At 31.3% G+C, this 13,213-nt stretch carries 15 protein-coding genes, 1 other RNA gene and 1 pseudogene; 4 read left to right on the top strand and 13 right to left on the bottom strand.

The genetic code is table 11. The annotated features are described in order from the left end of the window. Positions 1–256: 256 nt before the first annotated feature. Positions 257–520, bottom strand: an RNA gene (gene ffs / locus SA378_RS05785) — signal recognition particle sRNA large type. 276 nt (positions 521–796) lie between these two features. On the opposite strand from ffs, the gene SA378_RS05780 reads away from it, so the two are divergent. Continuing rightward, positions 797–1,372, top strand: coding sequence for a hydrolase (locus tag SA378_RS05780; protein WP_318525036.1), 576 nt, complete (start codon positions 797–799; stop codon positions 1,370–1,372). A 120-nt stretch (positions 1,373–1,492) separates the two neighbouring features. On the opposite strand, the gene SA378_RS05775 is transcribed toward SA378_RS05780, so the two are convergent. Further along, the gene (locus SA378_RS05775) at positions 1,493–2,584 is read right to left on the bottom strand and encodes an acyltransferase (protein ID WP_318525035.1); all 1,092 of its coding nucleotides are present in this window, start codon (positions 2,582–2,584) and stop codon (positions 1,493–1,495) included. A gap of 228 nt (positions 2,585–2,812) precedes the next feature. Between SA378_RS05775 and SA378_RS05770 the strand changes: the two genes are divergently transcribed. Next, a complete protein-coding gene (locus SA378_RS05770; protein ID WP_318525034.1) occupies positions 2,813–3,055 on the top strand; it encodes a helix-turn-helix transcriptional regulator in 243 nt (80 codons plus the stop codon). 35 nt (positions 3,056–3,090) lie between these two features. Here SA378_RS05770 and SA378_RS05765 read toward each other — a convergent pair whose 3' ends face one another. Further along, positions 3,091–3,342: a DUF2508 family protein gene (locus tag SA378_RS05765; RefSeq protein ID WP_318525033.1), complete on the bottom strand. Its 252-nt coding sequence runs from the start codon at positions 3,340–3,342 to the stop codon at positions 3,091–3,093. 87 nt (positions 3,343–3,429) lie between these two features. After that, positions 3,430–4,635, bottom strand: a complete 1,206-nt coding sequence (locus SA378_RS05760; RefSeq protein ID WP_318525032.1) for a chloride channel protein — start codon at positions 4,633–4,635, stop codon at positions 3,430–3,432. A 319-nt stretch (positions 4,636–4,954) separates the two neighbouring features. On the opposite strand from SA378_RS05760, the gene SA378_RS05755 reads away from it, so the two are divergent. Both SA378_RS05755 and SA378_RS05750 read left to right on the top strand, forming a co-directional pair. After that, a complete protein-coding gene (locus SA378_RS05755) occupies positions 4,955–6,289 on the top strand; it encodes an MATE family efflux transporter (protein ID WP_318525031.1) in 1,335 nt (444 codons plus the stop codon). Between the two features lie 202 nt (positions 6,290–6,491). Beyond that, positions 6,492–7,099, top strand: a pseudogene (locus tag SA378_RS05750) (LysE/ArgO family amino acid transporter). A gap of 91 nt (positions 7,100–7,190) precedes the next feature. On the opposite strand, the gene murI reads toward SA378_RS05750, so the two are convergent. From murI to SA378_RS05705, 9 genes are all read right to left on the bottom strand, one after another. Then, entirely contained in the window at positions 7,191–7,973 is a 783-nt protein-coding gene (gene murI, locus SA378_RS05745) for a glutamate racemase (protein WP_318525030.1), read from the bottom strand. Positions 7,974–8,178: 205 nt separating this feature from the next. After that, positions 8,179–8,685: a GNAT family N-acetyltransferase gene (locus SA378_RS05740; RefSeq protein ID WP_318525029.1), complete on the bottom strand. Its 507-nt coding sequence runs from the start codon at positions 8,683–8,685 to the stop codon at positions 8,179–8,181. A gap of 173 nt (positions 8,686–8,858) precedes the next feature. Beyond that, positions 8,859–9,173: a hypothetical protein gene (locus tag SA378_RS05735; RefSeq protein ID WP_318525028.1), complete on the bottom strand. Its 315-nt coding sequence runs from the start codon at positions 9,171–9,173 to the stop codon at positions 8,859–8,861. 41 nt (positions 9,174–9,214) lie between these two features. Continuing rightward, on the bottom strand, positions 9,215–9,937 hold the full coding sequence (locus SA378_RS05730) for a SprT family zinc-dependent metalloprotease (RefSeq protein WP_318525027.1): 723 nt from the start codon (positions 9,935–9,937) through the stop codon (positions 9,215–9,217). A gap of 98 nt (positions 9,938–10,035) precedes the next feature. Then, positions 10,036–10,503, bottom strand: coding sequence for a hypothetical protein (locus SA378_RS05725; RefSeq protein WP_318525026.1), 468 nt, complete (start codon positions 10,501–10,503; stop codon positions 10,036–10,038). A 26-nt stretch (positions 10,504–10,529) separates the two neighbouring features. Further along, complete coding sequence (locus SA378_RS05720; protein WP_318525025.1) at positions 10,530–10,676, bottom strand: hypothetical protein; 147 nt, start codon at positions 10,674–10,676, stop codon at positions 10,530–10,532. A gap of 130 nt (positions 10,677–10,806) precedes the next feature. Then, positions 10,807–11,766, bottom strand: a complete 960-nt coding sequence (locus SA378_RS05715) for a DNA/RNA non-specific endonuclease (protein WP_318525024.1) — start codon at positions 11,764–11,766, stop codon at positions 10,807–10,809. 493 nt (positions 11,767–12,259) lie between these two features. Beyond that, positions 12,260–12,856 (bottom strand): recombination mediator RecR, encoded by a 597-nt coding sequence (gene recR / locus SA378_RS05710; RefSeq protein WP_318525023.1) that lies wholly within the window; start codon positions 12,854–12,856, stop codon positions 12,260–12,262. Beyond that, entirely contained in the window at positions 12,856–13,212 is a 357-nt protein-coding gene (locus SA378_RS05705) for a YbaB/EbfC family nucleoid-associated protein (protein WP_318525022.1), read from the bottom strand. Before SA378_RS05705 ends, recR begins: the two co-directional genes overlap by 1 nt. Position 13,213 lies beyond the last annotated feature (1 nt).

Genomic DNA, 13,213 nt, shown 5'->3' with positions numbered 1-13,213 from the left:
TTATTCTTACCTAGCATTTTATTCTTAACCCCCATGATTTTCAACGTTTTCAATAATTAATTATACCATATTTTACCAATGATGTCAACGATTATTATGGGAAACAAAAATATTTATACTTCATTCTTATGATTTATACATTAACTTTAGTTTTTCGGAGGTTTCCCAGGTACTTGAGTTTTGAGTTTTTTCTATACAAAAAAACCATCAATGTATTACGCATTAATGGTCTAATAATTTCGTCATTAAATTAAAGCTGTGCACCCTCTTTCGACATTACATCACAAGCGCTACTTTAACAGTTAGCTCTAACCCAGCGTCCTCACGTCACACAAAAAGATCTACTTACTGCTGCTTCCTTCCGGACCTGACAGGGTTCATAGGATTTTGTTGCGCAAGACCAAGTTATCAACGCCACTTAAAAAAGTCAGGCCTCACAATGTAAGCCTCTGAGAGGGAATTCCATCTTGCTATAGCGGATTGCAAGTACAGGGCACCGCTACCTCCCCACCTAGCACAGCATATGAATGATAACATAATTCAAAAGCCGTGTCAATGTTAAATATTTGGAATTGCTGTTTCCTAATTGCTGTTTCTACCTTTAAACTTACAACGCTTTTTCTGTAAAACGATATCTGACCCATTAAGCATACCACAAAAATATTCTCCTCGCAGCTATTTATTAAAATAAAAATTTTAAATACTATAGACATGTCAATTTAAATAAGTTAAAATTAAACATAAATAAATTCAGCAATGCTGAAATAACTATTATCGGGCGAAAGAAGGGATATTAATGAACACTATTACAAAAGAAGAGGCTTGGGATTTGTTAAAAGAATACAACAAGGATGAATTTCATTTAAAGCATGGGGAAACAGTTAGTTTTGTAATGGAATACTTTGCAAAAAAACTTGGATTTGAAAATGATGCAGACTTTTGGGGAATTGTAGGTCTTTTGCATGATCTTGATTTTGAAATGTATCCTGAAGAACATTGCGTAAAAGTTCAAGAGATATTAAATGAAAGAGAAATTGATGAAAGAATTACTCGTGCAATAGCAAGCCACGGATATGGTCTTACTGCTGCGAATATAAAACCAGAACATATTATGGAAAAAGTATTGTTTGCAACAGATGAATTAACTGGCTTAATTGGAGCTGCCGCTCTAATGAGGCCGTCAAAAAGCACACTGGACATGGAGCTTAAATCTTTAAAGAAAAAATATAAAACACCAAGTTTTGCTGCAGGATGTTCAAGAGATGCAATCCAAGCAGGAGCAGACATGCTTGGCTGGGAACTGGATGATTTGCTCGGACAAACATTAGAGGCAATGAGAGAATACGAAACAGCAACTGCTGCTAATAATTAAAATAACTTTGAATATCAAAAAAAACAGCTCAATGCCATTAACGGCATTGAGTTTTTTTCTGTTTCGAAGATAACCGTAATATATTTTTTTAAAAAAATCATCTAAACATTGAGAATCCTATTAATTTAAATTTATAGCAAGAGCTACTTTTTTTTGCTTCTTAATTTTATTTTTTATCGCTGTAAATACTAAACAAGATATTATCGTAACCGGTACTACCGTTACTGAATACAACAGCAGTCTCTTTGTTACAGAGAATATACCATTATTTCCAGCATACAATATCATTATTGTAAGTACCAAAGGATGCATCAAATAAATATAGTAAGAACTTTGTCCAAATAATTTAATGAAACTGTAAATATTCTTTAGCTTGTACTTTAAAACGAGGCCTACATAATAAACAAAAACTACTGAGAAAACAGAAAATACAAACCATACATACGTTATAATCACCATGTTATAAAAAAACGCAACTGTATAAATCAGCCCGCTCATCAAATAACCCGCCACGACAAAAATCTTATTTTTATTTATCCAGTCTATATATTTATCGTATTCAAGCGTAACATATATACCAAGCATATAAAAAACCATGTATTTTAAAAACACTCTGTCTGATAATTCAAACCTTAAAAATTCTGCACACAGAACTGTAATAATTGCTGCAACGAACAGTATGTGTATTTTTTTTTCTGAATTTTTCATAGCATGATAAAATACAGGACCAACAATGTACATTTGTATGATTATTATTACAAAATACAAGTGATATGACATTGTTCCTAACAGTACGCTCTTTATGAAAAACTTAATGTCGATTCCATAATATCCTATATATATATATGCAGCGTAATATATTATACACCATACAAAATATGCTACCAGAACTTTAGTAAGTCTTCTTTTCAAAAAAGAAAAATATTTAAATTCCTTTTTCCTATAACTATAGAAGCTTGTCACACCGCTTAAAAAAATAAAAACAGGAGTGGTAAACTTTAAACTTCTGTTGATAATCAACATTACTATATGTGGAAAACTACCATGAATATATTCAGTAACACCAGTTGCTGATATATGTACTGCCATTACTGCTAAACAAGCAATAAATCTCATATAATCCAATTCATACAGCTTATCTTTATTTTCTTTTTTTATTTCTGTCATTTCTGCAAATGAACTCATTAAATCACTCTTTCTTTTAAATAACATTTTGATTAGTTTACCACTTATATAATTTAAATGCAATAAAAAATGTATTTGAAAATTTAATATGTATTTATAAATATTATATTTATGCATTTTAATCCTCCTTCTCTCCATTTTTGTTTCTTTTTATAATTATTTGTGATAATTTATTAGTTTTATACGTTTTGGCGTATACGTTCTAGCGAAAAAATGCTATAATAATTTTATTAATTTAATGCAATGGAGGGGCATATGTGTATTAAAGAAGCAGTCATTAATAGAATTCATGAGATTTGTTCTGGCAGGGGGCTTGCAGTAAACAAATTGGCTAACTTGTCTGGAATTACTCCATCAACGGTTTACAGTGTATTTGATATTGACAGAAAAGATATAGGAATAGTACTTATCAAAAAAATATGTGACGGACTCGAAATATCTTTGCAAGATTTTTTTACCGCGGAAATATTTGAAGCTTTAGATCAGGAACTTATTTAAAACAAGGGTGTAAACAATAGTTTACACCCTTTAGCTTAATTTGTATTTCCATTTTTAATTTGCCTTAACAAATATATGTATTTTTTTTCTGCAGCTTCAACTTTATAAATTGCATAATCTACTAAATCCGGTTGAGACACATTTTCAAAAATATTTTTAGCATCTTCCCATTCTCTTTTTGCATTTTCTATATTAATATATATGTCATTTTTATCAGTTTTTTTTTGTTGCTTAAAATTTTCTATGATATTTTTTAATTTTAATTCTTTATTATAAATAGCACTCATGTAAAAAACCTCCTATCTATAATATTATAGACAGAATGTTCCTATTTATTCACGCAATTCCAAATTAATCTAACCTGAAAATTCTAATTATTTTTTCTGAAGCGGATAAATTGACTTATTGCCGTTGAATATATATGCCAACATGCATGTTACAAAAAAATATGGCATATATTCAAAACCAAACACTTCCGCTCCTATAAACATTGGAGCTATTAAAGTATTTGTAGCACTGCCAAACACACTTGCATAGCCTAGTGCAGCCACAAGTGGCACAGGAAGTCCTATAAGAGAAGCCATCAGTACCCCTGCACTTGCACCTATTGAAAAAAGCGGTGTTACTTCACCACCCTGAAAACCGGCAGCTATTGTAACAACTGTAAAAAGAGTTTTCATTATAAAATCATACGAATATATTTCTCCGTAAAAACACTCTGAAATCAAATTAGTTCCCAAGCCAGAATATCTTCCCATATGTAAAATCAAAGAAAAAACGCTTATTATAACACCCACTATAAATATTTTTGAACCCGGGCTTTTAAATAATTTTTTGAAAATATTTTTTACTAACTGCAATGCATCAGCAAACAAACCTCCGATTATACCAAAAGCAATTCCCAAAATGACAATCTTAATCGCAATCATCCAGTCGAAGGTAATTTCATCAACTAAATTTACAGAGAACTTTTCAAGTCCAAGAATATGGGATATAAAACTTGCCGCAAAAGAAGCAATCAGTGTCGGAAACAATGCATTATGCTCCAGAACTCCCACTGTCAATACTTCAATTGCAAAAAAAACAGCTGCGATTGGAGTCTGAAAAAGTCCTGAAAAACCAGCTGCCATACCTGCCACCAGCAGAATTTTTGTGCTGTTTTCATTATCGATATTAACACCTTGTCCAACACCATGGGCCACGGTTGCACCTATCTGAATAGCTACGCCCTCTCTTCCGGCACTTCCGCCAAAAAGGTGCGTAAGCCATGTGCTAACAGTTACAAGAGGAATCAATCTAATGGGAATTTCATCTGCTTCACCATGTCCTGCTTCAAATACTAAAGACATCCCCTTGATGCTATTTTTGCCATACCTATCGTACATAAAGACTATAACTAATCCAACTATAGAAAGAAAAGGAATAAGCCACATGGCATATACTTCTCTTATAGAAGTTACATATAGCAAAACTTTACCAAACAATGTATCAAATGCTCCAACTATAACACCTATAAGGATAGCTATAAATCCAAGAATAATAATATCTTTGTATCTCTTAAATAAATTGTCATCTTTCATTTTAGTCTCCAAATTTATTGATTTTTTCATTTGAGGACAGTTTGTCCATTGTACTATATTGTCATGCTTTATGTCTGATTTGTCAAATGTTAATTTAAAATTTTTATTATTTTTTTCCATGAAATTCATTTCGAAACATTTGGTTTCAAATTCAAATATAAAATCCTGATAGCTTCATTTCCGATTTTTTCCTCTATTTTTTAGCTGATTATCTATTTATCTGAAATAGCAATAATGTTTGACTTGTATAAATGTATAGTTTCAGTTAAACTTGATAAGTAAAATATAATTAGAACGTATATAACATATGAGTAGAAATTTGAATTTAACAGAAGGTAAAATACGAAGCACATTAGTTAAACTTGCATTGCCAATCATGGGTACATCATTTATACAAACGGCATACAATTTGACTGATATCATGTGGCTTGGAAGATTAAGCACCAATGCAGTAGCTGCAGCAGGAACGGCAGGCTTTTTTTTATGGTTTGGAGCAGCCTTAGTAATGATTACACAGGTTGGAGTAAGCGTTAATGTAGCTCAATATCTAGGCCGCAATGATTCTGAAAGTGCTAAAAAATATATATCCAACGGATTTCAACTAGATACATTGATTGCTTTATTGTATTCTTTATTTTTGTTTTCATTTAGGCATAACATTATAGGCTTTTTTAATTTAAAAGATCCTGAAGTAATTCAAATGGCCGTAGATTATTTGACTATAATCTCCATGGGAATAACTTTTCATTTTTTAAATCCAATTTTTTCAGCAACATTAAACAGCTCCGGAAACAGCGTTACTCCGTTTAAAGTAAATACAATAGGATTAGTTGCCAATATTATACTTGATCCCATATTAATATTTGGTCTTGGACCAATACCTACCTTGGGAATAAAGGGAGCAGCCTTAGCAACAATCATGTCGCAATTTTTTGTTACCATATTATTTATTATAATAGGTAAAGTTTATAATACTATTTATTCTCACGTAGTATTACTTTCAAAGCCAAATATAAAAATTATCAAGAATATTACAAGCCTTGGAATTCCACCTTTTTTACAAACAGGGTTGCATGCTGTTATCAGCATGATTATTACTAAAATAATAGCACAATTTGGCCCTGTGGCTGTAGCAGTACAAAGCATAGGTTCTCAAATAGAATCTATTTCCTGGATGACATCCGAAGGTTTCTCATCATCCATATCAGCATTTGTTGGACAAAATTACGGTGCTAAAAAGCTGGAACGAATTAAAGAAGGGTATAAACAGGGTATTCAAACTCTTGGCGGTATAGGCATACTTACATCATTGCTCCTGATATTTGCTGCCAAATTCTTGTTTACCATATTCGTACCTGATGATCCAATTGCCATCCAAGAAGGTACTATATACTTGAAAATTTTAGGAATTTCGCAATTTTTCATGTGTATAGAAATTGGAACAACCGGAGCATTTAATGGTATAGGTAAAACTATGCCGCCAACCATTAATGGTGCAATATTAAATTTATTAAGAATTCCATTTGCTTTAATACTCAGTTCTACCGCCTTAGGATTATCCGGCATATGGTGGAGCATAAGTTTATCCTCAGTACTGAAAGGAATAATATTATTTATATGGTTTAAATTTATTCTTGCAAAAGTTGAAGTATAATCTATTCTCACTTAATTAATTTTATCCTTAAACATTACTTCCATCAATTTGTTTATTCCGAATTAAATAAGTTTCAACTCATAGTTCTTTATAATATTTCCTTTGTTTGGCATAAAAGTCAACGTCTGGATGGTTACAAACGCTGAAACATAGAATATAATTAGTTTATAAATTAAATTTGATTGGTTTAGAGGAGAATGGGATGATATATTTCTTACAAGGTTTAACAATGGGACTTGCTTATGTAGCACCAATAGGACTTCAAAATTTATTTGTAATAAACACTGCACTAACTCAGCCGAAATTAAGAGTATATTTAACTGCATTCATAGTTATATTCTTTGATATAACACTTGCCCTTGCATGCTTTTTGGCATAGGAAAACTTGTTGAAGCATCAAAACTGTTTAAAATGGCAATATTGCTTATAGGAAGTATCATCGTAATATGGATTGGTATAGGGCTTCTTCGATCAAAAAGTAAAATGGACACAAGTACAAACGTAAATGTGCCCATTCTAAAAGTAATAACTACAGCTTGCGTTGTAACATGGTTTAATCCACAAGCTATAATAGATGGATCAATGATGCTCGGAGCATTTAAGGCCACTTTGCCAGCAGGACAGGATATAAATTTTATTCTTGGCGTAGCATCTGCATCATGCACTTGGTTTCTTGGTATATCAACAATCATTTCACTGTTTAGTGCCAAATTTACCGACAAGGTTCTTAGAATAATCAATGTTGTATGCGGTATTGTAATTATATTCTATGGAGCAAAATTAGGATTAAACTTTATTCAAATTTTGTAATTTATTTAGCTAAATCTTATTTCTTCTTTTATTAAATATCAATAGGTTTTTTTGAGATATTGAGAACTTTTCAATTTAAACAAGCTTAATTTCATTCATTTGTAATATCTAATCTTTTAAATAACTTTCTGTAATTATCTAACTTTGCTTTATCCTCAATCTTCACTCCTGAATTATAGAAAGTAATATTACCACTGCCCTCATTTAAAGAATTCATTTCTTCCAGAATCCTTTTTAAATTTTTCACAGTACCAATGTTTCCATCAATTATATTAACATATGGTGGAAGCAATTTCCTAAACATATCCTTATAGAAAGAAAAATGTGTACATCCTAAAACAACAGTTTCATAATTGAGTAAATCATATTTAAATAACTGTTCTTGAAGATAAGGTAGTACTGTTTGTTCATTAAATTCAAATTTTTCAGCAAATTCAACTAATCCTGGAAGAGGTAATAAATCAACAATATGTTCATTATCCAATTTAGTGATGAGGTTTTGCAATTTTTCTTCCTTTAAAGTCATAGCAGTAGCAGTTACTAAAATTCGTTTATCTGCACTTTTATTTTTTTCAACGGCGGGTTTTACCGCAGGTTCCATACCGATGATAGGAATGTTGTATTTAGCTCTTAATTCTTCTATTGTTATGCTTGTAGCAGTATTACAAGCGACAACTATGGCTTTAACTCCTTGTTGGTAGATAAACTCTATTGCGTTAAAAACATATTTTTTAACTTCATCTTTAGGTTTTGGTCCATATGGAACATTTAATGTATCTGCGTAATATATATAATCTTCATTAGGCAGCATTTTTACTGCATCATGCAATACAGTAATACCCCCAATGCCAGAATCAAAAAAACCAATTTGCATTTGTATTCCTCCAATAATAAAAATTTATATAAATCTAATTTTGCTGCTATTTATTTTCAATATGTAATACATTTATAATATTATAAATCCAGCTAAAACATTTTTCCATATAAATGTTTTAAATTAATTTTTTAAACTCTCATTATTTTTATATTCCTTGTTTATTACTTTTCAATATTAAATACTTCTCAATATCCATATATACTTAACGAAGAATTTTCTCAAAAGCTATTCTTTTACTTCCATTTTCCAAATAAATTATTCCACAATACTGAAATTCGTTTTTCTTAAGCAGCTTTTGCATAGGTAAGTTTTCTTCATGTGTATCAACTTTAATACCGTGTGCACCTTTATTCAAACAAAGCTGCTCTGCTTTTTTTATAATCTGTGATGATAATCCCAATCCCTTATAATTGTTGTCAACAGCCACTCTATGGATAACTGCATATTCACCATTACTAATCCATTTTCCCTCATAGATAGAGTCATATGTTTTTTCTGCTTTAAAAGAAATTACTGCTGTTGCAACAATATTGCCTTTCTTTAACAATACATAACTTTCTTCATTGTCAATATCATTACTTATTGTTTCAACATTGGGATAGTTATCCTGCCATTGATTTATCCCTGCTTCTTTAAAATAAACTTGTGCCTGCCTGATAATATTCATTATACCATTAATATCCGTTTTAACTGATTTTCTAAATTTCATTTCACGCCTCGTTTGTTTAGTTATAAATAATCTGAGGTTATATACATAAACCTTTGTATTGATTGCAAAATTTTTATTATATTAATTTATTATACATAAAAATTATATTGAATTTGCAAATCCATCTATAATATTATATACTTTAAACATTTTTTCATATACATGAAATTAAATTAACTCTCTTTAATGCTAATAATCCAAATAACATAGTATTTCCAATATATCTCAGATGAAATCACAACCACTTTCTTATTAGAACGGAAAATATACCCACTGCCCATTTGTTCATTAAAAGAAACATCATAATTGTCTTCTACATACTTATGGAATTCATCATAATTATCCCTTTTGGTAACGAATATAATTGAATCATCATCTTGTACCTGTACATAAGTCTTATTGGCATTTAACTGCAATATTGCCTTAAAATAAGGTAACGGGTTTCCTTTCTGGTATATCACTGGCCAATTTGTAACTAGTGTTAGCACAATACGCCTCTGTCTTTATTTAGTTGTTAACAAATAATTTACTATATATACTTTTCCAGTTCCTTCTTCCTACCCTTCCAATCAGGCATCAACATCGCCACAAAATCATAAAACTTCTTCGAATGATTCGGATGTATGAAATGAGCGAACTCGTGCAGCACAACATATTCAATGCTATTTCTCGGCGCTTCAATCAATTTGCTGTTCAACGTAATGATATTTTTTTTTGGATTGCACGAACCCCATCTTGATGTCATATTTCTTATTTTTACAATAGGATATTCCACCCCATATTTTTTAAATATCTGATAAGTTTCTCTGCAAATTTGATCAAACATTTCTATTCGTATTTCTTTTAACCAGTCATTCATCAATTTCTCTCTGCGTTTTTGATTTTCTTTATCCTTTATAGTCATAAAAATGAAAATCCCATCTGTTGTTACAGACTCATTTTTGCTCTCAGATACTTTAAGTCGTAAACTTTTCCCTAAAATATCAAAATTTTCACCACTGACATATTTTTTAGGGGCTATTATATATTTTTTTCTTTCCTCATACTTTTCTAAAGCCCTTATAATATATGTTTGCTTACTTTTAATGAAATCATCAATATATTTTACAGGTACATTTCGATTTGCAGATACACAAACTTTCCCCTCAGGCTTCACCCGAAGATTTATATTTTTTACCTGTTTTCGTGTGAGAAAATATTCCAATATTCTCTGCTCACACTCTACTTTTCTTAATTCTGTATTAGTATCCATCAATCTTTGAATCTCCTTAATGCAGTAGTCTTCACGTTTTCAATCAATTTATCTATAATGGTTCCATCCTTTTGCAAAAAAAATATGTAATTATTTTCTCAATTGTTTAAGTTATAAATAATTATTGCTTGCTGAACTTCAAGCAATTGCTTTTTGAACTCATATCCTACAAAATAATGGCTGTCAATAACATCAGTGGAAACTTCTTCTCCCCTAAAAAATGGCGGACATGGATTTAATAGAGCATTTTGATTTGCAGTATCCATCAAAGGTATTGTAATCTGATAATTCATAAAATCTTTAAGTATATCCTTACTTAGTGAATCAGTTAATACTATATCTTTTCCTATAATAGCATCTATCAAATTATGCTCAACAGTAACCCCATTAATCTCATATCCAATAGGGCAGCTCTGGGTAAGTTCAAAGCCGAATAAATCAGAAGCCTCTTTCCACGCCATTCCAATATTCCCTTTAGACCCTACAAACAAATATTTTGCATTTAAGTAATCATCCCTTATTTTGGATAAGGAATACAAATCCGTCAATATCTCTGTTTTTAGCATAACTCATGATGTTTTATCTAATTTCTCTAAATGTTTTTTAACGCATTATTTATATTTGTTAAAATCATTATTATAAAACATAACATTACAAAAGTTACTATTTCTCCGGTAAAGAAAGAGACTATTCCAAGTAAAACAAGCGTAATAGTATAAGTGATTGTACTAAAATTCATTATATTTGTTACCTCCTTACACATTTATATTGTACATCGAATTGGTAAATTATTCTACCCTATTATTTAAATATACCACTTATCATGATAATCCTATATATGACAATTCTTTGTTTTCTAAAAACATAATTTATTCGCCAACCATACCATCTCCGTCACCATCTGTCATATATTGATATAACCAATGATCCTTTGTTATAGGCATCTTAAACCCTGCTGCTTTTGCTTCTTTAATTGATACTTGTCCATTTACATTTGTATCAATACTACTTATGTCATGTACTTCATTATTATTTGTTGTAGTTGTTTCATTTCCTGTAATACCATTTGCCTTATTGTATTCATCAGGATTTACATTTTCAAATTCATCTACAATAACATTTCCCTTTAATGTATACGTATACTTATATTTACTTGGAATTTGAGTTTCGGTATTTGGATATGTGATAATTGCTTCAAAATCACTACACCCTCCGGCATCTCTTATAACTTTTTCCATATATGCCTGATCTCCATATCGGTTAAGAGTGCTATTTTGAGGTGTTATATTGTATGCATTTGAAACCCCACCAAGACTATCTGCAATAACATGCCCTTCATCTAAAGTGTCTGATTCTGTACCTGGTACTTTTGCTTCATCTTCGTAATATCTACCATCTGTAACTGGCTCGTTATATTCATCCTGTAGAATTATTTCTTTTGCAATTACTCTTACTAACTGTCCGTATTCGTTTGTAAATGCCCAGTATTTTCTATCGCCAAAACCTACATCTACTGCTACACTTAGTTCTCTATAACCAGATAAATTCCCACCATCAACTTCAATAATTTTATATCCTTCAAACGATTCATTTTGATCAATTAATGATGTTTCTTCGTTTTGGATTTCTTCTTTTGTTTCTTCTTTTGTTTCATTAGTTGTTACTTCTTCTGTTGTTTCTGGTTCTTTGATTGGTTCTTCTGTTTTCTGTTTAACAGTGTTCTCTGTTTCAAATTGTGGTGTTTCTTTTGCTTCCTGTTTTTTATTACCAAACACAATTGAAAAGAATATCAATAATATTAATGCTCTTTTCCAAAATTTCTTTTTCATTTAAATTCTCCTCACCTTTTTAAATTATAGTCTACAACTATGTTGCTTCACTTTAATTTGAAAGCAAATCCTCCGCTGAGCATTGTTTTCTGCCTCCATTGTTGATCAACCGCATTCTTTCTCATGTGACGAGAAGCAAAATTATTTGTTTTATTAAATGCTGAATTGGCAAAATACACCACCCCCCTTAACGTAATTAACTGCTATCTTGTATACAATTCCCCAATAATACCCTTACAATGATTATACCCTTGTTGAGAAAACGTTTCAAGTAAACTATCCCATTTGGTTTAGGTTTTTCTATATATCTTTTTCTATCATTCTTTTCCATTCTCTTCTTTTCTCTATCTTTCTCTTTATCCATCAAAATATAGGTCAAAATAAAAAAAGCACGCTTTGGACTTAGGGGAAAGTCCTTTGAATGTGCTTTTTGATAAAACTATTTTGATTTTTGATAAGAGATTATTTTGGGGGGACAAAAAAATTTTTGAGACTACATTTCTCTTCTGCCTTCCATTGACCTCATTAAAGTTAATTCATCGGCATATTCAATATCTCCGCCAACCGGAATACCGTGGGCTATACGTGTAGTCTTAATCCCCAACGGCTTTATTAATCGTGAAATATAGACGGCTGTAGCTTCTCCTTCAATTGTGGGATTTGTAGCGAGAATTACTTCTGTTACATCTGCGTTAAGTCTGGTTATCAGATTTTTTATATTTATTTCATCCGGACCTATTCCATCCAGAGGTGATATTGTTCCATGCAGAACGTGGTAAAGTCCTTTATACTCCTTGGTGCGCTCCATTGCTGCAATATCTCTTACATCTTCTACAACACATATTGTCGAATGGTCTCTTTTGATATTTCCGCAGATGTTGCAAACATCTCCTTCTGTTAAATTACCGCATATTTTACAATGTTTTGTAAGTTTCTTAGCATTTACTATTGCTTTTGCCAATTCCACCACTTCGCTGCCCTTCATGTCCAAAACATGAAAAGCCAGACGTTGAGCTGATTTTCTTCCTATACCGGGAAGTTTAGCAAACTCTTCTATTAATTTTGTAATCGGTGGTGTAAATCGTTCCATTATAACAACCCTGGAATACTTACTCCGCCAGTAACTTTTTTCATTTCACTATCCATCATTTCATCAGCTTTTCTGAAAGCTTCATTAATAGCGGCTACTATCATGTCTTCAAGCATTTCAACATCATCTTTATCTACAACTTCTGGATCTATTTTAACTTCTAGCAGTGCTTTTTTACCAGTAACTTTTACTGTAACTGCTCCACCGCCTGAAGTTGCTTCTACTTCCTTTTGTTCAAGTTCCTTTTGCATATCTTCCATTTGTTTTTGCATTTTTTGAACTTGTTTCATCATGTTGTTCATATTGCCGGCTCCTCCACCTGGCATTCCCATTGGCATTCTTCTACCTTTACTCATT

Origin of the sequence: Sedimentibacter sp. (genome assembly GCF_033447055.1) — a bacterium.
GTDB lineage: Bacteria > Bacillota > Clostridia > Tissierellales > Sedimentibacteraceae > Sedimentibacter.
The sequence above is the reverse complement of the archived record's forward strand: the minus strand, read 5'-3'. Positions and strand labels throughout refer to the sequence as shown.